Source organism: Pseudomonas sp. MOIL14HWK12:I1 (genome assembly GCF_000510705.1).
GTDB classification, from domain to species: domain Bacteria; phylum Pseudomonadota; class Gammaproteobacteria; order Pseudomonadales; family Pseudomonadaceae; genus Chryseomonas; species Chryseomonas oryzihabitans.
In genome coordinates this window covers 203,350-225,341 of the sequence record NZ_KI783307.1, presented here as the reverse complement: position 1 = coordinate 225,341, position 21,992 = coordinate 203,350, and the positions used below count along the sequence as shown (strand labels likewise).

Genomic DNA, 21,992 nt, shown 5'->3' with positions numbered 1-21,992 from the left:
AGAAAGCCCCGGTGGCCGACAGCGACGTTGAAACCACCGGGGGAGCGCTGGGCTCGCTGTAATGGACGTCAGCGAAACGCCGCGAATTCCCGCCTTTCGTCGGGCTGCAAGGGTCATTTTCTTCAATACCGCCAGGGGGCATCCCCGCTAGGTTCAGGTCTCTACAACTGTCGAGACCTCGCGATGACCCTGATCCTGTCCATGGCCGCCTTTGCCCTGGTGGCGTCCCTCTCTCCCGGCCCGGTCAATCTGGTGGGCTTCAACACCGGCCTCATCCACGGCTGGCGACCGGCCCTGTGGCATGTCGCCGGGGCCACCCTGGGCTTCGTCGTCCTGCTGGTCGCCGTCGGCCTCGGCCTGCACGAGGTGCTGGCCGCCTGGCCGGCGCTGCTCTGGATCCTGCGGGTGGCGGGCGCCCTCTTCCTGCTGTACCTGGCCTGGAAACTGGCACGGGCCTCGGGGGACCTGGGCAGCGGCGCAGTGGCGGCCTGCCCGGGCTTTCGCGACGGCGCCCTGCTGCAATGGCTCAATCCCAAGGCCTGGCTCGCCGCCGCGGCCGGGGTGGCACTGTTCGTGGGCGAGGATCGCGGCCGCCTGGCGCTGTTCGCCGGCCTCTACCTGGTGATCTGTTTCGCCTCCCTGGCCTGCTGGGCGGTGGCCGGTCAATGGCTGCGTGGCCGCGCCCTGACGCCAGGTCGCCTGCGCCTGCTCAATCGCGCCCTCGCCACGTTGCTGGTGCTCTGCGCCGCTTCGCTGCTATGGGAGGGCTGACGCGGCGCGATACTGACCGGGGGTGGCCGCCACCAGGCGCTTGAAGGTGCGCTGCAGGTGGGCCTGGTCGGCGAAACCGGTGGCCAGGGCGACCTCGGCCAGCCCCTCGCCCTGACGCAGGCGTTGCCGCGCCAGGCGGATGCGCCGGTCGATCAGATAGGCATGGGGCGTCAGGCCAAAGCGCCGGCGAAAGCTGCGAATCAGCTGGGTGGGCGAGAGATCCGCCACCTGGCTGAGTTGGTCCAGGCTGACTCCTTCGCCGCAATGGGCATCGAGAAATTCGGCGGCGCGCCTCAGCCGGCGATCCTCGCGCACCGGCACCGCCGCGGCCGGGGTGCGACCCAGGCGGGCCAGCACGGCCTCGAAATACAGCAGCGCCTGGCTCTGGCGCTGCAGGGTGAGAGTGTCGGGATCCACCAGGCAGGCATGCAGGGCTTCCAGGCCGGCATAGAGCTGGCCGTCCCGCGACAGCTGCGCCGCCAGGGGCTGGAAGTCGTCGCGCCCCGGACGCTGCAGCTCGGCCAGCCAGCCGGCATCCACGTGCAGCATGCGATAGCGCCAGGCAGCCTCGCCCTGGGGATTGCAGGCATGGACGTCACCGGGATTCATCAGCACCAGGGTCCCCGCCCCCACCAATTCGCGGGTCCGACCGTTGTGATAGCGACTGCGCCCACCCAGCACGGTGCCGATGGAAAAGGTCTCGTGGGAATGCGGGGCATAGCAGAGCGCGCGGCCGTCCTGGATGGAACGGGCTTCGAGAAAGGGCAGCGCGGGATCGCGCCAGAACTGAGGGACGGCGCCGGTAGCGGTCATGCGGCAGGGATTCCGGGACGACGGACCGGAGCAGTCTAGACGTCGTCCCGGAAGGGGGAAAGTCAGGTGTCAGCGGGTGGCGGCGTCTTCGGCTTCCTCCAGCAGGACGTCGGCGGTGATCAGGTAGTCGGCGTCCGGATGGAGTTCGGCGCCCAGCGCCAGTTGCTGCGCCGCAGCGGCCAGGGTCGGGGCGCCCTGGTAGGTGGCGTTGAGTTCGGCCAGCAGGAGGCCCATGTCCTTGTGCATCAGCGCCGCCGGGAATTGCGGGGCGAAGTCGCCGTCGCGCAGCGCCGCCAGCTTGCGCTGGTGATGGGGCGAGAGCACCGCCAGGTCGCCGAACACCTCGAACAGCACCTCGGCATCCAGGCCGGCGCGGGTGGCATAGGCCAGCGCCTCGGCCAGGGCGGCGAGTCCGGCGCCCATCAGGCCGTTGATGGCCAGCTTGATGGCGGCGCCCTGTCCGGTCGGACCGACGTGGTGCACGGTCTTGCCCAGGGTCTCGAGGATGGGACGGGCGCGCTCCACCGCTTCGGGTTCGCCACCGGCCAGGACCACCAGTTGCGCCTTTTCCGCCTCGGGCGTGCTGCCGGACACCGGGGCCTCGACCACGGCGATACCCCGGGCGCGACCGGCCGCCTCCAGGCGCAGCGCCAGCGCCGGCGAGTTGGTGCTCGTGTTGATCAGCAGACGACCGCTCTCCAGCCGGGCGAGGACGCCGTCGGGGCCGAGCAGCACCTGTTCGAGGATGGCGTCGTTGGGCAGGGAGACGATCACCACCTCCGCCTGGGGCAAGAGGGTCGCCAGGGGCTCCATGGGCGTGCCGTGGCGCTCGCCGTCCTGCTGGTGCTCGGCATAGGCGCTGACCGCATAGCCGGCCTCGCGCAGGTTGGCGCCCATGCGCTGGGCCATGGCACCGAAGCCGATGAAACCGATCGAGGGATGGGCGGACATGGCGAGACTCCTGGGTAAAGGATGGGTGGTATCTCGACTGCCCCCGACGACGGGGGTTCCGCCGGCTAGATCCCGCTCAACGTCTCGCGAGCTAGAGACAGACAAGGCGCAACGACCTGCGGGAGTAACAGGCGCAGCCTGGCCCGAAGGGTGAGCGCTAGCGAATCAAAGACCTGAGGAAGCGGATCGGACCCGCGCTCGGGTTTACGAGTGGTAAATGAGCATTGCGACGGGGCCGCCTAGGCCGGGCTGGCGACCCAGGGTCTTTTCAACGCAGTTTGGCCGACGCGCAGCAGACGTTGAGTGGGATCTAGATCCCGCTGAACCAGTTATAGCCCTGGTCCTCCCAATAGCCGCCGGGACAGTCGTTGGTCACGAACAGCGCCTGGATGTGCTTGGGATTCTTGAAGCCGAGCTTGGTGGGTACCCGCAGGCGCAGCGGGTAGCCGTAGTCCGGCGGCAGGGCCACCTGGCCGAAGTCCAGCGCCAGCAGGGTCTGGGGATGCAGCGCCGAGGCCATGTCGATGCTGGAGTAGTAGCGATCGGCGCACTTGAAGCCGACGTACTTGGCCGTGGTGTCGGCACCGATGCGTTCGAGGAAGGTGCGCAGCGGCACCCCGCCCCACTGGCCGATGGCGCTCCAGCCTTCGATGCAGATGAAGCGGGTGATGTCGGCGCGCTGCGGCAGGCGGCGCAGGTCTTCCAGGGTCCAGGCCTGCTTGTTGGCGACCAGGCCGGAGACCTCCAGGCGATAGTCGCTCAGGTCCACTTCCGGAACGTTGTATTCGGGGTAGAAGGCGTTGAAGGGAAAGGGGTCGGTGATCTGGCTGGCGGCATAGGTCGGCGCCAGGCGCTCGCGGCCGAACAGCCAGGCCTGCACCCGGTCGTTGAAGCGCGACATGGACCAGAGCACCTTGTCGACGCTGTCGCCGTCCTGCAGGTTGCAGCCGCTGAGCATGGCCAGGGCGCCCACGGTCAGGCCCTGCTTGAGCAGCAGGCGTCGTTGCAGATTTTCCACCTGCCGCTGTTGCGCCGGTTCCAGGCGCAGCCGTTCACGCCGACTCATCGTCAACCTCCTCGTGCGCCCGGCCGGTGATCATCGGCGGCAGGGTGCGGGGGACCAGGATGACCAGGGCCAGGTGCACGACGACGAAGGCGCCGATGCCGGCCATGGCGAAGAAATGCACGTAGCGGGCGGTGTCGAAGCCGCCCAGCAGCGCGACCAACCCTTGCAGCTGCACGGGTTTCCAGATGGCCAGTCCGGAGAGCACCACCAGCACCCCGAGGGCGAGCACACCCCAGTAGAGCAGCCGCTGCACGGCGTTGTAGGTGCCCAGCTGGTGGCCAAGCCGTAGACGTGCGGCGGCGACGAAATCGCGGCCGATGGCGCGTGGCGACAGGGGCAGGAAATCGCGCCGGAAGTGGCCGCTGAACAGGCCATAGAGCAGATACACCAGGCCGTTCACCGCCAGCAGCCAGAACACCGCCAGGTGCCAGGCGATGGCGCCACCCAGCCAGCCGCCGAGGGTCGACCAGGCGGGAAAGGTGAAGGAGAACAGCGGCGAGGCGTTGTAGATCGCCCAGCCGCTCATGAACATGCAGGGCATCGCCAGGGCGTTGAGCCAGTGGGTGAGGCGCACCGGCCAGCGGTGCACCAGGCGCCGTCGCGAGATGGTCATGGGGTTCCCCTCCACGGAAAGTTGGACGCGGTCGCCAGGCGACCGCGCTGGGGTTTACATGGGCGGGGTGAAACCGTCCTTGCCTACGGCCACGCCCTTGGCGTGCTTGCCGTCTTCGGCGGGGAACAGCACTACCTTGGCACCGGGCTTGAGCAGGCTGCGGTCGCCCTTCTCGACATAGGCGATGGGCACGTCTTCCGGCACCACCAGCTGCTTCTCGCCGCCCTTGTACTGCACGGTCAGGGTGCGGCCGTTGGCCTTCTTGAGTTCGCCCACGGTGCCGTTGGTCATGGTGCCGGTGCTGCCATCGGCATTTTCCCAGCCGTAGTGGCCTTCGCCGGAGCCGCGCAGGCTGGCCTCGAACACCGTCACTTCCAGCGCCTTGAGGGTGCCGTCGGGCTGCGGTGTGGCGGCGGAGCCGATGAAGCTGTTGGCCTCGATGCGATCCAGGTTGGCCTTGGACACGGCGCGGTAGCTGGTCTTGTCATCCAGCATCAGGGTCTGGTGGGCACCGCTTCTGGTGGTGAAGGCCAGGGTGTCGCCCTGGACGCTGTCCACCGTGCCGCGCATGGGCTTGACGGTGGGCATGGGCGCGGCCTGGGCCAGCAGGGCACTGCCGGCGAGCAGCAGAGCAAGGGAACCGCGGAGCAGAGTCTGGGTACGCATGAAGCCTCCTGGGATAGGGAATCGCCCCGCCACAGTGCGACGCGTGGGGGGTCAGCAAGATGACCGGCGAATGACAAAAATGTCACCCAGCGCAGCGACCGGAGGCCCTACCATTACGTCATGCACATTCTCCTCATCGAAGACGACCAGAAGACCGGCGAGTACCTGAAGAAGGGTCTCGGCGAATCCGGCTACGCGGTCGACTGGACCCAGCACGGCGCCGACGGTCTGCACCTGGCCCTGGACGGCCGTTACGACCTGATCATCCTCGACGTCATGCTGCCCGGCATCGACGGCTGGCAGATCATGGAGGTCTTGCGCAAGAAGCTCGACGTGCCGGTGCTCTTTCTCACCGCCCGCGACGGCCTGCAGGATCGCATCCGCGGCCTGGAGCTGGGCGCCGACGACTACCTGGTCAAGCCCTTCTCCTTCGTCGAGCTGCTCCTGCGTATCCGCACCCTGCTGCGCCGTGGCGTGGTGCGCGAGCCCGAGCACTTCCACCTGGCCGATCTGCAGCTGGACCTCCTGCGGCGACGGGTGACCCGCGGCGACGACCTCATCGTGCTGACCAACAAGGAATTCGCCCTGCTGCACCTGCTGCTGCGCCGCGAAGGCGAGGTGCTGTCGCGCACCCTGATCGCCGCCGAGGTCTGGGACATGAATTTCGACAGCGACACCAACGTGGTGGACGTGGCCATCAAGCGGCTGCGCGCCAAGGTTGACAACCCATACCCGGTCAAGCTGATCCATACCGTGCGCGGCATCGGCTACGTCTGCGAGGTGAGGCCTTGAGCGCCCGCTCACCTTCGCTGATCCTGCGCGCCACTCTGGGGTTCGCCCTGGTCGCGCTGCTGGCCGTGGGCGGCGCCGGCGCCTTTCTCTACCACAGCCTGGAACGGACGGTGCTGGAGCGCGCCGACTACGCCCTGCTCGGTCGCCTGGCGCATTTCCGCAGCCTGCTCAGCGCCGATCTGTCGCTGGAGACCCTGGGCCGCAGTCCGCAGCTGTTCGCCAACATGCTGGGCAACGAGCAGGACGTCTTTCTCATCGGCGCGCCGGGCGCCAAGCCGGTGATCGCCTCCAACCCACTGAATATCGCCCTCCCGGATCTTGCCGTGGTACCCCAGACGCGGCGACCGACGCCGGCCGATATACGGGAGGGCACCCTGGCCGACGGCACCCGCTGGCGCGCGGCGCGGGTCGCGGTGAACACCCCCGAAGGCCCGGTGGAACTGACCGCCGCCCATGTGCTGCGCAACGAGGACACCACCCTGGCCGATTTCCGGCTGGGCCTGATCGGCGCGGTGACCCTGGCCTTCCTGTGTACCGCCGGTCTCGGCTATCTGCTGCTGCGGCGCGGCCTGGCACCACTGCGACGCATCGCCCGCCATGCCGGCGGCATCACCCCGACTCGTCTGGCCGCGCCCCTGAAGCTGGCCGATGCCCCGCGCGAGTTGCAGCCGCTGGTGGAAAATTACAACGCCATGCTGGCGCGCCTGGCCGACGGCTATGGCCGACTGGTGCAGTTTTCCGCCGACCTCGCCCACGAGATCCGCACCCCGATCAATGCCCTCATGGGCCATACCGAGGTCGCCCTGCGCCAGGTGCGCAGTGCCGAGGACTACCAGGCGCTGCTGGCGTCCAACCTGGAGGAGCTGGAGCGCATCTCGCGGCTGGTGGAAAGCATCCTCTTCCTCGCCCGCGCCGACGACGCCCAGGCGGTGCTGACCCCGCAGCCGTTGCAGCTGGACGAAGAGCTGGCGCGCATCGCCGACTATTTCGAAGGGCCGGCCGACGAGCGCGGCCTGCGCCTGGTGGTAGCGGGCGGCGGCGAGGTGGTCGCCGATCCACTGATGCTGCGCCGCGCCCTGAGCAACCTGGTAGCCAATGCCATCCGCTACGCCGAGCCGGACGGCGAGATCCTCCTGCAGGCGGACGGCGGGCGCATCCGCGTCAGCAATGCCGGGCCGGCGCTGGCGCCGGAGCACCTGCGTCGGCTATTCGACCGCTTCTACCGCGCCGATCCCTCGCGCCACCAGCCCCATGATTCCAACGGCCTGGGCCTGGCCATCGTCGCCGCCATCATGCGCCTGCACGGCGGCCGCGCCGAGGTCGAGCAGGATGAGCGGGGCATCCATTTCAGCCTGGTCTTCCCGACCCCGGCGGCCTGAAGCGCGACCTATCCCTCAAACCACGCAACCGCCCGTCACCAAAGGACTTTTTCCGCTTGCCCAGGCCGGCTATGGGCTGCATCGACCCGTCCACTACTGTACATTCATCTACCTTAGGCAATAAGCAAGGGTGGTAGGCGATGAGCGTGGATGTCGAACTGGTGCTGGCCGGCAAGATCGGTTTTGCGGCGCACCAGAACGCGGTGCCCGTGCTGCGCGAATTGCGCCTCACCCACAGCGGCCAGGACCCCTTGGTCGACGTCAGCCTGACGGTGACCGCCGAGCCGGCCTTCGTGGTCCCGCGCACCTGGCACCTGGAGCGCCTGGACCCCAAGGGCACCCTTCATCTCGATGATCGCGACCTCGAATTCGACGCCGCCCTGCTCGGCAGCCTGCAGGAAAGCCTGGTCGCCCAGCTGACCTTCACGGTACGCCAGGGCGAAGAGATCCTGCAGACGCGGCGCTATCCGGTCGAGCTGCTGGCCCGCAACCAGTGGGGCGGCGTGGACAGCATGCCCGAGCTGGCCGCGGCCTTCGTCATGCCCAACGACCCGGCAGTGGATCGCCTGCTGGGCGCGGCCGCCGAGGTCTTGCGCCGCGCCGGCAAGTCCACGGCGCTGGACGGGTACGAGAGCGGCTCGCGGCGACGCGTCTGGGAGCTGGGTTCGGCGCTCTGGTCGGCGCTGTGCGGTCTGCAGCTGACCTATGCGGTGCCGCCGGCCAGTTTCGAGCGCCAAGGCCAGAAGATCCGCACGCCGGGCGCCATCCTCGACGGCGGCCTGGCCACCTGCCTGGATCTCGCCCTGCTCGCCTGCGCGGCGCTGGAACAGGCCGGTCTCAATCCGCTGCTGGTCATTACCCGCGGCCATGCCTTCGCCGGGGTCTGGCTGCAGCCCCAGGAATTCGCTCAGCTGCTCACCGACGACGCCGAGCCGGTGCGCAAGCGGGTGGCGCTCAAGGACCTGCTGGTCTTCGAGACCACCCAGGCCACCGCCTCGCCGCCGCCCTCCTTCAGCCAGGCCATGCAACTGGCCGAGCGGCAGCTGGACGACGAGTCCTTCGTACTGGCGCTGGACATCCGCCGCGCCCGCCTGCAACGCATTCGCCCGCTGGCGGTGCCCGGCCAGCCGGCCATCCATGCGGACGGCCTGCTGCTGCCCGGCGAAGCCCTGGAAGAAGCCCCGCCGCTGCCGGCCTTCGACGTGGACGTCGAGGCGGCGCCGACCACCCCGGTCGGGCGCCTGGCGCTGTGGCAGCGCAAACTGCTCGACCTCACCACCCGCAATCGCCTGCTGCATGTGCCGGACAACGCCCGCAGCGTGCCCCTGCTCTGCCCCGAGCCGGCGGCGCTGGAAGATCGCCTGGCCGAGGGCCGGGCACTGCGTCTGGTGCCGCTGCCGGATCTGGCGGTGAGCGGGCGCGACGCCGTGCTGCACGAAGCCCGCGAGCACGAGAATCTCGACGACGAATACGCCCGCGGCGCCCTGGCCCGCGGCGAGGTGGTCGCGCCCCTGGATGCGACCAAACTGGACGCGGCCCTGGTGGAGCTCTATCGCCGCGCCCGCAGCGATCTCGACGAGGGCGGCGCCAACACCCTCTACCTGGCGCTGGGCTTCCTGCGCTGGAAGAAGGCGGCCGACGATCCCAAGCACTACCGTGCGCCGCTGATCCTGCTGCCGGTACGCCTGGAACGGCAGAGCGCCGCCAGCGGCATCACCCTGCACCTGTTCGAGGACGAGCCGCGCTTCAACCTGACCCTGCTGGAGCTCTTGCGCCACGACTTCGACCTGGACATTCCCGGGCTCGACGGCCCGCTGCCCGGCGATGGCAACGGCATCGACGTGGATGGCATCTGGACCAGGGTCCGCCGCGCGGTGCGCGACCTGCCCGGCTTCGAGGTCAGCAACGAATTGCTGCTCGGCCAGTTCTCCTTCGCCAAGTACCTGATGTGGAAGGACCTCACCGAGCGCAGCGACCAGCTGATGGAAAGCCCGCTGGTGCGGCACCTGCTGGAGCGCACCACGGAATCCGGCGCCTACCTGAGCGGGGGCAGCTTTCCCCGCGAGCGCGAGCTGGATCGCCAGGTCACCCCGGCCGAACTCTTCACCCCGCTGCCGGCGGATTCTTCGCAACTGGCGGCGGTATTGGCCTCGGCCGGTGGCCAGGACTTCGTGCTGGACGGCCCGCCCGGCACCGGCAAGTCCCAGACCATCGCCAACATGATCGCCCACAACCTGGCGCTCGGTCGGCGGGTGCTGTTCGTCGCCGAGAAGCGCGCGGCCCTGGACGTGGTCTATCGCCGCCTGGAGGCCCAGGGGCTGGGCGAATTCTGCCTGGAGCTGCATTCGAGCAAGGCGTCCAAGGCCGAGGTACTCAAGCAGCTGGAGCGCGCCTGGGATACCCGCGACGGCCTCGACGAAGAAGAATGGCTGGCCGAGGCCGCCGAGGTGGAACGCCTGCGCGATCGCCTCAATGCAGTGGTCGAGCGCCTGCACCGGCGCTGGCCCAATGGCCTGACCCTGCAGCAGAGCATTGGCCGCGTCCTGCGCGACGCCGCCCCCGATACCCCGCGCCTGGCCTGGCCCAATGCCGACGCCCACGACGCCGAGGCCCTGGCCGAGTTGCGCAACGCCGTGCGCCGCCTGGCCCTGCACGCCGAGACCGGCCGCAGCCTGGCGGCGGATTTCGCCCTCTTGCCGGCCCATCCCTGGTCCAACGCCTGGCAGGACGCCCTGGTCGGCGCCGCCGAACGGCTGCGCGACACCCAGCAGGCCCTGCAGCAGGCGCGGCAACGCCTGCGCGACGTCCTTGGCCTGCCGCTGGCGGATCAGGTGGCGCCCCGGCGCCTGCTGGAATTCGCCGAGCTGCTGCAGAACGCCGCCGGCCAGGACCTGGCCTTCGCCTTCGGGCCTGGCGCCGCCGAGCGTCAGCGCCAGCTGGGGCGCGCCCTGGAGTTGCTGCGGGACTACCAGACGCTGGAGCGCGAGCTGTCGGTGCCCTATGCCGCCGAAGCCTGTCGCCGCGTCGCCCTGACCCAGCTGGAAACCGCCTGGGACGCCGCCGGGCAGCGCTTCTGGATCTTCGCCAGCCGCGCCCAGCGCCAGGTCACCCAGGATCTCGCCCGCCAGGGCGAAACCCAGGGCCAGCCCGACGTGGCCGCCGACCTGCCACGCCTGCGGCGCCAGCGCACCCTGCTTACCGAACTGGACGAGTTGACGCCCAGCCTGGCCGCCATCAGCGGCTGGCAAGGCGTCACCAGCGATCTGGAGGCCCTGCTCGCGCGCCGCGCCCTCGCGGAAAGGCTGAGCACGGCGCTGCCGACCCTGGCGGAAACGCCCGAGCAGTTGCTGGCCCTGCGCCAGGCGGCGGCGCGCCGGTTGCAGCATCCCGAGGACCAGCCGGTGGACACTACCCTGGCACCGGCCAGCAGCGCCTTCTCCGCCGCCCTGGAGGCCGCCGAAGCCGCGCGCCAGAGCTTTGCCGAGCAGGCAGGACTGCCGGCAGACACCCCGGCCGCCGAGTTGGTACGCACCGCCGCCGCCCTGTTGCGCCAGCCCGGTCGCCTCAAGGCCTGGTGCGACTGGCAGCGGGTCCGCGAGGAAGCCGACGCCCTCGGCCTGGCGCCGCTGATCGCGCGCGTCACGGTCGGCTCCGGCGAGGATCTCGCAGCCGTCTTCGAAACCGCCTATGCCCGCTGGTTCGCCGCCACCGCCCTGGACGCCGAGCCCTTGCTGCGCGATTTCGTCCCGGCCGAGCACGAGAGCGACATCCAGGCCTATCGCCGGTTGGACGATCGCCTGCAGACCCTCGCCGTGCGCCATATCCGCGCCCTGCTCTGCCACGGCCTGCCGCCCAAGAACGACGCGGCGCGCCAGGGTGGCGGCTTCGCCGTGCTCAAGCACGAATTGCAGAAGCAGCGCCGGCACAAGCCGCTGCGCCAGCTGGCGCTGGAAATGGGCGACGCCCTGGCGCGGCTGGCGCCTTGCATGCTGATGAGTCCGCTGTCCATCGCCCAGTACCTGCCGCCCGATGGCGGCCTGTTCGACCTGGTGATCTTCGACGAAGCCTCGCAGATCGCGCCCTGGGACGCGGTGGGCGCCATCGCCCGCGGTGTGCAGGTGGTGATCGCGGGCGACCCCCGGCAGATGCCGCCGACCCGCTTCTTCGACCGCGCCGCCGGCGAGGACGACACCGCCGAGGACCTGGAGAGCATCCTCGACGAATGCCTGGGCGCCGGCATCTACAGCCACAGCCTCAACTGGCACTACCGCAGTCGCCACGAGAGCCTGATCGCCTTTTCCAACCATCACTACTACGACGGCAAGCTCATCACCTTCCCCGCCCCGGAGATCCGTCCGAGCGCGGTGGAATGGCGGCGGGTGGACGGCGTCTACGCCAAGGGCAAGGGACGGCACAACGCCCTGGAAGCCCAGGCCATGGTCGCCGAGGCGGTCAAGCGCCTGCTCGATCCGGCCTTCGCCGGACTCAGCCTGGGCATCATCACCCTCAACAGCGAGCAACAGCGGCTGGTCACCGACCTGCTCGACCGCGCGCGCCAGCAGCACCCGGAGATCGAGGCGCACTTCGCCGAAGACCTGGCCGAGCCGGTGGTGGTGAAGAACCTGGAAACGGTGCAGGGCGACGAGCGCGACCTGATCATGCTCGGCATCGGCTTCGGCCCTACCGAGCCAGGCGCCAATACGATGTCGATGAACTTCGGCCCCTTGAACAAGGACGGTGGCTGGCGCCGCCTCAACGTCGCCGTGACCCGGGCGCGCCGGGAGATGCTGGTGTTCTCCTCCTTCGATCCGGGGCTGATCGACCTCAATCGCACCAATGCCCGCGCGGTACGGGATCTCAAGCTGTTCCTGGAATTCGCCCAGCGCGGCCCCCAGGCCCTGGCGGCGGCGGTCAAGGGCTCGCTGGGCGGGCACGACTCGCCCTTCGAGGAAGCCGTGGCCCAGGCGCTACAGGCCAAGGGCTGGCAGGTGGTGCCGCAGATCGGTGTGTCGCGTTTCCGCATCGACCTGGGCATCGTCCATCCGGACCGCCCGGGCGATTACCTGGTAGGCATCGAATGCGACGGCGCCACCTACCACAGCGCCGCCACCGCCCGCGACCGTGACAAGACCCGCAGCGCCATCCTCCAGGGCCTCGGCTGGACGCTGCTGCGCGTCTGGTCCACCGAATGGTGGATCGACCGGGTTGGCGCCACCGAGCGGCTGCATGGGGAGATCGAGCGGCTGCTGGAGGAATCGCGAGCGAAAGTCTGAAATGGGCTTCGCTGCGCTCAACCCAACCTACACGGCACTCGATCACACCGAACTGCCCCCTCTCCCCTTGGGAGAGGGTTGGGGTGAGGGTATTCCCGGACATGCCGATGGCCAAAGGTGGCAAGTAGCCAAGGTTGGCCTTAGCTAGGTTGAGGCTACTCCATCGCCGTAGCTCAACAAGCCGCGCTCGATCCTGGCACCGTTGGCGGGGGGCAACCCTCACCCCAGCCCTCTCCTAGAGGGAGAGGGGGCGGTTGGGTCCGGCGCGGGTGGTAGCTTGTCCCCTGGTGTCGCGCTGCCAGGGTATCCGTAGCGTGGAAAACCGCGCCGCGTTTTCCACTGCCCTTTGCACCTGGGCGTGGATAAGGCTGCGCCGTTATCCACTCTACGCGGCTACCCCCTCTCCTCATGGGAGAGGGCTGGGGTAAGGGTATTCCCGGACATGCCGATGGCCAACGGACTGTTGGGCATCGCTGCGCTCAACCCAACCTACACGGTGCCCGATCACACCGAACTGCCCCCTCTCCCCTTGGGAGAGGGCTGGGGTGAGGGCACTCCCGGACATGCCAATCGCCAGTGGACCGTTGGGCTTCGCGGCGCTCAACCCAACCTACCAGGCCCAGCCCTGTAGGTTGGGTTGAGGCGGCCTTATCGCCGAAGCCCAACAAGCCGCGCAGGACCCCGGCACCGGGCTTCGCTGCGCTCAACCCAACCTGCGGAGCGCGACCAATTACAGGATATTCAGCGGATACTCGGTGATCAGCCGGGTTTCGGCCACGGTGCCGCCGGTGCTCTGGCTGCCGGAATGCCAGGCCTGGCGCAGGCGGAAGCTGAGGTCCTTGGCCGGGCCGTTCTGCAGGACGTACTTGGCCTCCAGATCGGTCTCGTGTTCCTTGTCGCCGTCGCCATAGAGACCGGCGTAGGCCGAGTCGGCGGCCAGGTGGGTGCCGTCGATGCCGCTACCGCGGGTATGGCGCACCATCAGACTCAGGCCCGGCACGCCATAGCTTTCCATGTTCAGGTCGTAACGGGCCTGCCAGCTGCGCTCGCCCGGGCCGTTGAAGTCGGAGAACTGCATCGAGTTGCCGAGCAGGATGGAGTCACCGAAGGACCCCGGCACCGGCGCGCCAAAGACCGCGTAGTCGAAGGGCTGGTCGCCATGGATACGCTGGTGGATCAGGGTGAAGGTGTGGGCGCCGGTCTGGAAGGCGGCGGCCAGCGAGCCGGCGGTGTTGGCGATACTGCCGGCCTTGGCGCTGCCGGCGTCCAGGGTGCGATAGAGGTTGGCGTCGAAGGTCAGACTCTGCTCGGCGGCCAGCGGCACTACATAGTTGAGGTTGCCGTAGTACTGGTCCCAGACATCCTCGAAGTGCCCGGCATAGAGCGAGGCACTGAGGTGATCGCTGAACTTGTAGACGCCCCCGGCATAGCTGGCCGAGGCCGCTTCGACGCCGGCGTAACCGGCGAAGATGCCGCCGTCCGAACCGGTGGTGCGCGGCGCCGTGGCGGCGGTGAAGTGACCGCCTTCGAGCATCAGGTGATCGACCTCCTGGCTCACCAGGCTCCAGCCCCGGGCGGTCTGGGGAAACAGCCAGTTGCCACCCGCCGCCAGCACCGGCGCCGTGGGCTGCTGGTCGCCGTACTTGAGCACGGTGTTGGAGACGCGCAGCTTGACCGCCGCCCCGCCCTTGCTGAATTCGCTGCGCTGGCTGCCGTCGCCGTCCACCGGCATGTTCGGGGTGTTGGCGTGGCCATCGCCGCCATCCAGCTTGAGACCCAGATAGCCATAGGCATCCACACCCACGCCCACGGTGCCCTGGGTGAAGCCCGAGGTGTAGTTGAGCAGGAAGGCCTGGGTCCAGCTGCGCGGATCGCGACTGTTGCGCGCTTCAGCGCCATGGCCGTCGCCTTCGTTCTGGCGCAGGTAGTAGTAGTTGCGCAGCAGCAGGGTCAGGTCACCGTCTTCGACGAAGCCCTTGGCATCGGACTGCTGGCTGGCCAGGGCGGCGCCGGTGAGGAGCAGGCCGGGCACGCCGAGCAGCCAGGCGCGCTGGCGGGCAAAGGGGGAAAACAGCGATAGCTTCATGGGCGGTTCACTCAGGGTTGGAATCGTTAGGTCGCGAACGAGTTTGCCAGCTAGCGCCGGTGCATACCACTTCGCTGACCGTCGTCATCGTCCGGTAACCTCCCTGTGCTGCGCTGGCGGTTCGCCCCTTTCGCCAGAGCGCCGCCATGTCCAGCCAGCCCTTTGCCGTCGATCTCGCCTATCGTCCGCGCCTCGCCGACCTGCGCCCCCTGCTGCCGGCGCAACCCGCCGGTCTGAGAAGCGCCGAGCCGCGCATCACCCCCGCCGCCAGCCTGGCCGACCGCCAGGGTTACCAGGCCGACTTCCTGGGCGCCTTCCAGATCCCCTGGCCCCGTCCGAGCGCGGCCCTGGCCGGCGACATCTATCCCCTGCCCGCCTCGGGCGATCGCCTGGACTACACCCACTTCTCGGTCAGCCTCTCGCGCAGCCGGCGGATGGCGCTCTGGGTCGGGGTCAATATCGCTGGCGACCAGCACGTCGAGGTGCCCCGCAGTCGCGACGCCTGGGCCTACGACGGTCGGGTGCCGCTGGAGGCGCAGCTGGGCGAGGCGCTCTATGCCGACAACCTGCTCGACCGTGGCCACCTGGTGCGCCGCCAGGATCCCAACTGGGGCGCCGCCGCGGCCCAGGCCAATACGGACACCTTCCACTTCACCAACTGCGCGCCGCAGATGGCCGCCTTCAACCAGAAGACCTGGCTGGAGCTGGAGGACTACATTCTCGACAACACCCAGCGCTGGCAGGCAAGGGTCAGCGTCTTCAGCGGCCCGGTCCTGCGTGCGGATGACCGCGCCTATCGCGACGCCCGGATCCCCGAAGCCTTCTGGAAGGTGGTGGCCTTTCTCGGTGACGACGGCAAGCCCTCCGCCAGCGCCTACCTCATCGACCAGCGCCGCGAACTGGACGAGCTCTCCATCGCCTTCGGTCGCCTGCGCACCTACCAGTGCAGCGTCCTGCGCATCGAGCAGCTGACCGGCATCGACTTCGGCCCGCTGCGCGACCACGACGGCTTCTCCAATGAAGAGCGGGTCACCGGCAGCCCCGTCGAGCGGGCCATTTTCGGTCCCGCCGACATCCTGCTCTAACCCGGCTGCACGCAGGCACGGGGCAGGCTATTGCGCACCCCCAGCAGCGCCAGCAGGATCACCCCGACCAGATAGAGCTCGGCGGCGCCAGTCAGGCCCAGCCGTGGCACCAGGGCGCTGACCGCCAGGGCCGGCAGGCAGAACGCCAGGTAGCTGAGCACATAGAAGGCGGCCAGCAACCCGGCGCGCTGGGTCGCTTCCGCCAGCGGCAGCAGACTGCGGGTGGCGCCGAGAAAGCCGCTGCCGAAGCCGACGCCGGTCACCAGGGTGCCCAGAGCGAAGAGTCCCAGCTGACCGCTGGCCACCGCCAGCCAGAGCAGCGCCGGACCGGCCACCAGGGTGCTCGCCCCCAGCCGCAGCAGGCGCGCCGCCGGCCAGAGGCGCAAGCCATGCAGACAGGCCGCACCGGTGAGCGTGAGGCCGGCCACCACGCCCCCGCCGACCAGGATCGACGTCGTACCGGTCGCCGCCTTGACCAACGCCGGCATCAGCGACAGATAGAAGCCGCCCACGGCCCAGACCGCCAGCTCCAGCGGCAGGACCCGCCAGAGCATGGCGCGGGCCTGGGGCGGCACCGCCAGCTGGGGGCGCAAGGCGGCGAGCAGACCCGGTCGGCGCGGACCGCTATCGGGCAGGCGCAGCAGCGCCAGGCCCTGCAGCAGAAAGAGCGCCAGGAACAGCCGATAGACCAGTTGTAGCGGCGCCGGCGCGAATTCCACCAGCAGGCCGCAGCCCAGGGCGCCGATCGCCATGCCGAGCAGTGGCGTCAGGCTGTTCAACCAGGGACCGCGCTCGGCATCCACGTCGAGCAGCGCCGCACCCAGGGCACTGGTGGCGATCCCGGTCGCCAGGCCCTGCAGGGCGCGGGCGAGCACCAGATCCGCCAGGTCATGCGCCTGGTGGAACAGCAGCATGGCACCCGCCTCCAGCAGCAGCGCCGCCAGGATCACCGGCCGCCGCCCCAGGTGATCGGACAGCCGCCCGCCTACCAGCAGGGCGGCCAGCAGGGCGAAGGCATAGACGGCGAACACCCAGGTCAGCCAGAAGGTGGAAAAGCCCCAGGCCTGCTGGTAGCTGGCATAGAGGGGGGTCGGCGCGCTGGACGCGGCCAGGAAGGTCAGCAGCACTGAACCCAGCAGCGTCAGGCGTGCAGAGGAGGAGCCGTTCAGCGAAGACATGTCCGCACCTTAAAGCTAAATAATTGCTTTAAAGCCTGAACCCTTCCTGCAGCAAAAGCAATGCGTTTGCGTTAAGAGCCGGGTATCCTGTCACCATGACCAGCAAGCAAGCCCGTCCCGGCGGCCGCAGTGCCCGCGTTCAGCAAGCCATCCACGAGGCCGTCCTGGCGCTCCTGCAGGAGCAGCCCCGGGAAGCCCTCACCGTCCCCCTGATCGCCGCGCGCGCCGGGGTCACGCCCTCGACCCTCTATCGTCGCTGGGGCAATCTGCCCAGTCTCCTGGCCGACGTCGACCTGCAGCGGCTGCGCCCGGACCAGCCGCCCGAGGACACCGGCAGCCTGAGAGGCGATCTCGAACGCTGGCTGGAACACTATGTCGACGACCTCGCCTCCACCCCCGGCCAGGCCATGCTCAGGGACGCCCTGGCGGCCACTGATCCGGGCTGCGCGGTGCGCTGTACCGAGCCGACCCGGGAACGCCTGGAGCTGCTGCTCGAACGCGCCCGCAGCCGTGGCGAACCGGCACCGACCCTGGACGTCCTGCTCGATGGCCTGGTCGCCCCGCTGATCTATCGCACCCTGTTCGGCGCCGAGCGCCCGGACCTGGCGCTGTGCCGGCAGCTGCTCGCCCGGGTGCTGCGGCCAGACCGTTAGGCGAGGCGTCATCCATGAACGACGAGGCCCGGACTGTCACCCGTCCGGGCCTCGTGCTTGGTCAGCGGATCCCGCGGGATACGCTGGATGCTGCGCTTAGGCGGCAACCACCTTGTTGGCCGGCTGGGTACGACGACCCAGAGCACCACCGATGGCACCGACGATGCCGCCGATCACCAGGCTGATCAGCAGGACCCAGCTGGCCTGGGAGACCTTGCGGGCAGCCACGTCAGCGGCCTCGCGAGCCTTCTGCTCGGCCTGGGCCTTGAGTTCCTGATACTTGGCATAGGCCTGCTGGTAGGTCTGCTGGGCCTTGTCGACGATGGCATTGGCCTCGGCGTCGCTCTTGCCGGTGCGGGCCTTGATCAGGTTGACCAGCGCCTGACGGTCGGCGGCGTTCCAGGCCTGGTCGCCACGCTGCTTCAGACGATCCAGCAGGGCACTCAGCTGGTCATCGGTCTGCTGCGGATTGTTGGCGCTGTTCTGGGCGGTGTTCTTGGCATCCTGTTCGGCGCCCTGAGCCTGCTGCTTCAGATTCTCCGGCTGCAGTTCGGTCTTGCCGGTCTGGCGCAGCGCGGTTTCCAGTTCGTTCTGCAGATCACCCAGGTCGAGCTGGATGCCCTGCTGACGCAGTTGGTCCTGAACCTGGTTGGTCAGGGCCGGTGCCGCCTGGGACAGGCCGCTGCCGATCATCGACAGACCGCTGCCCGCCACGTTCAGACCGGTACGCACCACGCCGCTCACGGCGCTGGACACCAGATAGACGCTGACCAGGGTCACGCTGGCCCAGACCAGGATGCCGTGCAGGGCGCCTTCGCGCTGGGCCAGGCGACCGGCGATCCAGGCACCGACGAAGACCGACACCACGGCGCTGACGCCGACCCAGATACCGGTGCCCTTGCCCAGGCCGGACAACGGATTGGCTTCCTGCTGCGGATCGATGGAAGCCGAGCCGATGGCGGTGCCGAGCAGGCTCAGCAGAAGCGACACGGTCAGGGCGATGACCACGCCGGCGATGATCGAACTCCAGGAAATACGCTTCAGCAACGGTGCGGCAGCGGTGGCCGTGGTGGCCGCATAGGCTGGGGTGTGGCGGGCGTCGTAGGACATGGCAAGTGCTCCAGGGTGGTTATGGGAAGAACTTATTGTGGTAACGGATTGATACCGTCACGCTTTTAGAAGTTCCCAGACCAGCATTCCAGAGCCACCAAAGGTCGTCAGACCTCAGTTATCCGCTATCCAAGAAGGATATCGGCCAGCAGCTTCACATTGAGCACCACGATCAGCCCGGCGATCGCCCAGGCCAGCACCTGTGTGAGCCGACCGATCACGAAGCTACCCATCAGCTGGCGATCCGAGACGAAGCGCACCAGTGGGATCACCGCGAAGGGCAGCTGCATGGACAGCACCACCTGACTCAGCACCAGCAGCTTGGCCGTGCCGCTTTCCCCATAGAGACCGGTCACCACCACCACCGGGATCACGGCGATGCCGCGGGTGATCAGCCGCCGCGCCCAGTCGGGAATGCGCAGCGACAGGAAACCTTCCATGACGATCTGGCCGGCCAGGGTCGCGGTGACCGTGGAGTTGATGCCCGAGGCCAGCAGCGCCACCGCGAACAGCAGCGAGGCAATACCCACGCCCAGCATCGGCGACAGCAGATGGTAGGCGTCCTGGATCTCGGCCACGTCGGTGCGCCCGGCGCTGTGGAACACCGCCGCGGCGGTGATCAGGATGGCCGCGTTGACGAACAGCGCCAGCATCAGCGCCAGGGTGCTGTCGGCCACCGCCCAGCGCAGGCCCATCCGGCGCCCCTCCTCGGTCCGCGGATAGGCGCGGGTCTGCACGATGGACGAATGCAGATAGAGGTTATGGGGCATCACGGTGGCGCCGATGATGCCGATGGCCAGGTAGAGCGCGGCCGGATTGGTGACGATTTCCGCCTTGGGCAGAAAGCCGTCGGCGATCGCGGCGATGGACGGCTGGGCCAGCACCATCTGCACACCGAAGCAGACGAAGATCAGCGTCAGCAGGGCGATGACGAAGGCCTCCAGCCAGCGAAAGCCGCGATTCATCAGTAGCAGGATGAGAAAGACGTCCAGCGCCGTGAGGATGGCGCCCCACATCAGCGGGATACCGAACAGCAGATTCAGCGCGATGGCGGTGCCGATCACCTCGGCCAGGTCGCAGGCGATGATGGCGATCTCGCAGGCGATCCACAGCAGCAGGCTAACGGGCCGCGAATAGCGCGCGCGGCAGGCCTGGGCCAGATCCAGCCCGGTGGCGATGCCCAGCCGTGCGGCCAGGGCCTGCAGCAGGATGGCCATGAGGTTGGAGAGCAGGATCACCGACAGCAGCAGGTAGCCGAATTGCGAGCCGCCGGCCAGGTCCGTGGCCCAGTTGCCCGGATCCATGTAGCCCACCGAGACCATGTAGCCGGGGCCGAGAAAGGCCAGCAGTCGGCGTAGCCAGCTGCCGCCCTCGGGCACCGGCACGCTGGCATTCATCCGCCCCAGGCTGGGCCGGGCGGACGGCGCAGGCTCCTGCCAGGCAGGCTCGACGTAGCTGGCGGATTCTTTCATGGCGAACTCGTGCGGCAAGGTAGGACTACCCTTTGGAGAATTTAGCCTAGGCTAAAATTCACACATCCAGCAATAAAAAATCTCTATCTCATCCGTCGATAACGCCCATTGGCGAAGGAATCTTTGGTATTCGCCCGCAACTCGGTCAAAATGGCGCCCGATCGCGTCCTCTCGACGCGCCTCAGGTCTTTGCGGAGAAGGTCATTCAGGTGGGCAACATGACAAAGGACGACGAACTGCTGAATCGGTTGGTCGATCCATCCATTCATATGGAAGGTTTTCAACAGGTCCGCGAAGCCCATCGTCAGGAGCTGATCGAAGACTACGTCGAGCTCATTTCCGACCTCATCCGGGACGGCGGTGAAGCCCGTCAGGTGGACATCGCCGCGCGCATCGGTGTGGCCCAGCCGACCGTGGCCAAGATGCTCAAGCGCCTGGCCGCCGCCGGCCTGATCGTGCAGCGCCCCTATCGCGGCGTCTTCCTCACCCCCGAGGGCGAAGCCCTGGCCGAAGCCAGTCGCGCCCGCCACCATGTGGTCGAGACCTTCCTGCTGACCCTGGGCGTGGACGCCGATACCGCGCGGCGCGATGCCGAAGGCATGGAGCACCATGTCAGCGAGGCCACCCTGGAAGTCTTCCGGCGCTTTATCGCCAGTCGTCAGGCCTGACGGCTGCGGCTTTAGTCGAAAGTCGCTGCGCTTCCCTTAAGAAAATCCTGGCACCGTCGAAGTAGTGGAAGTCATACTTTCACTCTTCCTGGTGTCCTGCCATGTTCAATCGCCCTCTCAAGACCGAACTCGCCCAACTGCGCGCCGAGGTCGCCGAATTGCGTCAGCTGCACGCCGGCTTCGAAAGCCAGGCGCTAAGTCTTACCGTGGATGACCGCGGCAACATCGAGCGGGTGAACGAGCGCTTCTGCCGCGAAATGGGCTATCGCGCTGAGAACGTGGTGGGACGTCCGCTGGATGCCTTCATTCCGGAATACGTCAAACAACTGCCCTGCTATCGCGACCTCAAGAATGCGCTCAGCCAGGGCAACCAGACCAGCGGCATGTACCGCCTGCTGCGGGCCAACGGCCAGGAAGCCTGGCTCTATGCCACCTGGCAGCCGCTGCGCGACGCCGACGGCCGCATCCACAAGACCATCTGCTACGGCAACGACCGTACCGAACAGGTCGAGACCTCCACCGAGCATTCCGGGCTGATCAACGCCCTGCTGCGATCCACCGCGGTCATCGAATTCAACCTGGCCGGCGAGGTGCTCACCGCCAACGACCGCTTCCTGCAGGGCATGGGCTATTCGCTGCAGCAGATCCAGGGCAAGCACCACCGGCAGTTCTGCACCAGCGAAGAAGCCAATTCCGCCGAATACCAGGCGTTCTGGGCGCGGCTGAATCGCGGCGAATTCATCGCCAGTCGCTTCAAGCGCCTTGACAGCCATGGCCGTACCGTGTGGCTGGAGGCCTCCTACAACCCGGTGCTCAACACCCGTGGCGAGCTGTACAAGGTGGTCAAATTCGCCACCGTGATCACCGAGCAGGTGGAACAGGAACAGGCGGTGGCCGAGGCGGCCAAGGTCGCCTTCGACATCTCCCAGCAGACCGACGAAAGCGCCCGCCAGGGTGCCGAGGTGGTGCAGAACACCGTCTCGGTGATGCGCAAGATCGCCGAGGAGCTACAGGTCGCCTCCAACGGCATCGAGGCCTTGGGCGAGCAGTCGCTGGTCATCAGCACCATCGTCAAGACCATCAGCGGCATCGCCGAACAGACCAACCTGCTGGCGCTCAACGCCGCCATCGAAGCGGCGCGGGCCGGTGAACAGGGTCGCGGCTTCGCCGTGGTGGCCGACGAGGTCCGCCAACTGGCCGGCCGTACCAGCAAGGCCACCGAGGAGATCGTCGGCGTGGTGCAGCAGAACCAGCAGCTGGCGCAGACCGCGGTCGCCAACATGGCAGCGAGCAAGCACCAGGCGGAACAGGGCCTGCAACTGGCCAATGCCGCCGGCACCCGCATCACCGAAATCCAGGACGGCGCCCAGCGCGTGGTGGGTGCGGTGGGTCAGTTCGCCCGCCGCCTGAACTAGC

17 protein-coding genes are annotated in these 21,992 nt (G+C 68.2%); 8 read left to right on the top strand and 9 right to left on the bottom strand.

The window, feature by feature from the left end; genetic code table 11:
• Positions 1-183: 183 nt before the first annotated feature.
• Positions 184-771 (top strand): LysE family translocator, encoded by a 588-nt coding sequence (locus tag PSEK12I1_RS0110970; RefSeq protein ID WP_027601549.1) that lies wholly within the window; start codon positions 184-186, stop codon positions 769-771.
• Here the strand turns inward: PSEK12I1_RS0110970 and PSEK12I1_RS0110965 are convergent.
• The 5 genes from PSEK12I1_RS0110965 to PSEK12I1_RS0110945 all read right to left on the bottom strand — a co-directional run bounded on the left by PSEK12I1_RS0110965 (position 757) and on the right by PSEK12I1_RS0110945 (position 4,880).
• Complete coding sequence (locus tag PSEK12I1_RS0110965) at positions 757-1,584, bottom strand: AraC family transcriptional regulator (protein WP_027601548.1); 828 nt, start codon at positions 1,582-1,584, stop codon at positions 757-759. The genes PSEK12I1_RS0110970 and PSEK12I1_RS0110965 overlap by 15 nt on opposite strands.
• A 69-nt stretch (positions 1,585-1,653) precedes the next feature.
• A complete protein-coding gene (locus PSEK12I1_RS0110960; RefSeq protein WP_007160623.1) occupies positions 1,654-2,535 on the bottom strand; it encodes an NAD(P)-dependent oxidoreductase in 882 nt (293 codons plus the stop codon).
• 310 nt (positions 2,536-2,845) lie between these two features.
• Positions 2,846-3,601, bottom strand: a complete 756-nt coding sequence (locus PSEK12I1_RS0110955) for a molybdopterin-dependent oxidoreductase (RefSeq protein ID WP_027601547.1) — start codon at positions 3,599-3,601, stop codon at positions 2,846-2,848.
• A complete protein-coding gene (locus tag PSEK12I1_RS0110950) occupies positions 3,588-4,214 on the bottom strand; it encodes a cytochrome b/b6 domain-containing protein (protein WP_027601546.1) in 627 nt (208 codons plus the stop codon). Before PSEK12I1_RS0110950 ends, PSEK12I1_RS0110955 begins: the two co-directional genes overlap by 14 nt.
• Positions 4,215-4,268: 54 nt before the next feature.
• Entirely contained in the window at positions 4,269-4,880 is a 612-nt protein-coding gene (locus PSEK12I1_RS0110945; RefSeq protein ID WP_037006928.1) for a hypothetical protein, read from the bottom strand.
• Positions 4,881-5,000: 120 nt separating this feature from the next.
• On the opposite strand from PSEK12I1_RS0110945, the gene PSEK12I1_RS0110940 reads away from it, so the two are divergent.
• The 3 genes from PSEK12I1_RS0110940 (at position 5,001) to PSEK12I1_RS0110930 (ending at position 12,324) form a co-directional block, all read left to right on the top strand.
• Positions 5,001-5,672, top strand: coding sequence for a heavy metal response regulator transcription factor (locus PSEK12I1_RS0110940; RefSeq protein ID WP_027598269.1), 672 nt, complete (start codon positions 5,001-5,003; stop codon positions 5,670-5,672).
• Positions 5,669-7,051: a heavy metal sensor histidine kinase gene (locus PSEK12I1_RS0110935; protein WP_027601544.1), complete on the top strand. Its 1,383-nt coding sequence runs from the start codon at positions 5,669-5,671 to the stop codon at positions 7,049-7,051. The genes PSEK12I1_RS0110940 and PSEK12I1_RS0110935 overlap by 4 nt, the downstream gene beginning before the upstream one ends.
• Positions 7,052-7,191: 140 nt before the next feature.
• On the top strand, positions 7,192-12,324 hold the full coding sequence (locus PSEK12I1_RS0110930) for a DUF4011 domain-containing protein (protein WP_027601543.1): 5,133 nt from the start codon (positions 7,192-7,194) through the stop codon (positions 12,322-12,324).
• Between the two features lie 730 nt (positions 12,325-13,054).
• Here PSEK12I1_RS0110930 and PSEK12I1_RS0110925 read toward each other — a convergent pair.
• The gene (locus tag PSEK12I1_RS0110925) at positions 13,055-14,410 is read right to left on the bottom strand and encodes an OprD family porin (protein WP_027601542.1); all 1,356 of its coding nucleotides are present in this window, start codon (positions 14,408-14,410) and stop codon (positions 13,055-13,057) included.
• 146 nt (positions 14,411-14,556) lie between these two features.
• On the opposite strand from PSEK12I1_RS0110925, the gene PSEK12I1_RS0110920 reads away from it, so the two are divergent.
• Positions 14,557-15,495, top strand: a complete 939-nt coding sequence (locus PSEK12I1_RS0110920) for a DNA/RNA non-specific endonuclease (protein ID WP_027601541.1) — start codon at positions 14,557-14,559, stop codon at positions 15,493-15,495.
• Here the strand turns inward: PSEK12I1_RS0110920 and PSEK12I1_RS0110915 are convergent.
• A complete protein-coding gene (locus PSEK12I1_RS0110915; protein ID WP_027601540.1) occupies positions 15,492-16,673 on the bottom strand; it encodes an MFS transporter in 1,182 nt (393 codons plus the stop codon). The genes PSEK12I1_RS0110920 and PSEK12I1_RS0110915 overlap by 4 nt on opposite strands.
• Before the next feature lie 95 nt (positions 16,674-16,768).
• Here PSEK12I1_RS0110915 and PSEK12I1_RS0110910 point away from each other — a divergent pair, with 95 nt between their 5' ends.
• Positions 16,769-17,326, top strand: coding sequence for a TetR/AcrR family transcriptional regulator (locus PSEK12I1_RS0110910; protein ID WP_027598275.1), 558 nt, complete (start codon positions 16,769-16,771; stop codon positions 17,324-17,326).
• A 96-nt stretch (positions 17,327-17,422) separates the two neighbouring features.
• On the opposite strand, the gene PSEK12I1_RS0110905 is transcribed toward PSEK12I1_RS0110910, so the two are convergent.
• Both PSEK12I1_RS0110905 and PSEK12I1_RS0110900 read right to left on the bottom strand, forming a co-directional pair.
• The gene (locus PSEK12I1_RS0110905; protein WP_027601539.1) at positions 17,423-18,436 is read right to left on the bottom strand and encodes a YrzE family protein; all 1,014 of its coding nucleotides are present in this window, start codon (positions 18,434-18,436) and stop codon (positions 17,423-17,425) included.
• A 125-nt stretch (positions 18,437-18,561) separates the two neighbouring features.
• The gene (locus PSEK12I1_RS0110900) at positions 18,562-19,908 is read right to left on the bottom strand and encodes an Nramp family divalent metal transporter (protein ID WP_027598277.1); all 1,347 of its coding nucleotides are present in this window, start codon (positions 19,906-19,908) and stop codon (positions 18,562-18,564) included.
• A gap of 218 nt (positions 19,909-20,126) precedes the next feature.
• Between PSEK12I1_RS0110900 and mntR the strand changes: the two genes are divergently transcribed.
• Positions 20,127-20,576: a manganese-binding transcriptional regulator MntR gene (gene mntR / locus PSEK12I1_RS0110895; protein WP_027598278.1), complete on the top strand. Its 450-nt coding sequence runs from the start codon at positions 20,127-20,129 to the stop codon at positions 20,574-20,576.
• A gap of 101 nt (positions 20,577-20,677) precedes the next feature.
• Positions 20,678-21,991, top strand: coding sequence for a PAS domain-containing methyl-accepting chemotaxis protein (locus tag PSEK12I1_RS0110890; protein WP_027601538.1), 1,314 nt, complete (start codon positions 20,678-20,680; stop codon positions 21,989-21,991).
• The last annotated feature ends 1 nt before the right edge of the window (position 21,992 follow it).

Excerpts from the sequence above, each read along its gene's own strand:
- PSEK12I1_RS0110970 (WP_027601549.1), top strand. The coding sequence starts at position 184 with ATGACCCTGATCCTGTCCATGGCCGCCTTTGCCCTGGTGGCGTCCCTC.
- PSEK12I1_RS0110965 (WP_027601548.1), bottom strand. The coding sequence starts at position 1,584 with ATGACCGCTACCGGCGCCGTCCCTCAGTTCTGGCGCGATCCCGCGCTG.
- PSEK12I1_RS0110960 (WP_007160623.1), bottom strand. The coding sequence starts at position 2,535 with ATGTCCGCCCATCCCTCGATCGGTTTCATCGGCTTCGGTGCCATGGCC.
- PSEK12I1_RS0110955 (WP_027601547.1), bottom strand. The coding sequence starts at position 3,601 with ATGAGTCGGCGTGAACGGCTGCGCCTGGAACCGGCGCAACAGCGGCAG.
- PSEK12I1_RS0110950 (WP_027601546.1), bottom strand. The coding sequence starts at position 4,214 with ATGACCATCTCGCGACGGCGCCTGGTGCACCGCTGGCCGGTGCGCCTC.
- PSEK12I1_RS0110945 (WP_037006928.1), bottom strand. The coding sequence starts at position 4,880 with ATGCGTACCCAGACTCTGCTCCGCGGTTCCCTTGCTCTGCTGCTCGCC.
- PSEK12I1_RS0110940 (WP_027598269.1), top strand. The coding sequence starts at position 5,001 with ATGCACATTCTCCTCATCGAAGACGACCAGAAGACCGGCGAGTACCTG.
- PSEK12I1_RS0110930 (WP_027601543.1), top strand. The coding sequence starts at position 7,192 with ATGAGCGTGGATGTCGAACTGGTGCTGGCCGGCAAGATCGGTTTTGCG.
- PSEK12I1_RS0110925 (WP_027601542.1), bottom strand. The coding sequence starts at position 14,410 with ATGAAGCTATCGCTGTTTTCCCCCTTTGCCCGCCAGCGCGCCTGGCTG.
- PSEK12I1_RS0110920 (WP_027601541.1), top strand. The coding sequence starts at position 14,557 with ATGTCCAGCCAGCCCTTTGCCGTCGATCTCGCCTATCGTCCGCGCCTC.
- PSEK12I1_RS0110915 (WP_027601540.1), bottom strand. The coding sequence starts at position 16,673 with ATGTCTTCGCTGAACGGCTCCTCCTCTGCACGCCTGACGCTGCTGGGT.
- PSEK12I1_RS0110910 (WP_027598275.1), top strand. The coding sequence starts at position 16,769 with ATGACCAGCAAGCAAGCCCGTCCCGGCGGCCGCAGTGCCCGCGTTCAG.
- PSEK12I1_RS0110905 (WP_027601539.1), bottom strand. The coding sequence starts at position 18,436 with ATGTCCTACGACGCCCGCCACACCCCAGCCTATGCGGCCACCACGGCC.
- PSEK12I1_RS0110900 (WP_027598277.1), bottom strand. The coding sequence starts at position 19,908 with ATGAAAGAATCCGCCAGCTACGTCGAGCCTGCCTGGCAGGAGCCTGCG.
- mntR (WP_027598278.1), top strand. The coding sequence starts at position 20,127 with ATGACAAAGGACGACGAACTGCTGAATCGGTTGGTCGATCCATCCATT.
- PSEK12I1_RS0110890 (WP_027601538.1), top strand. The coding sequence starts at position 20,678 with ATGTTCAATCGCCCTCTCAAGACCGAACTCGCCCAACTGCGCGCCGAG.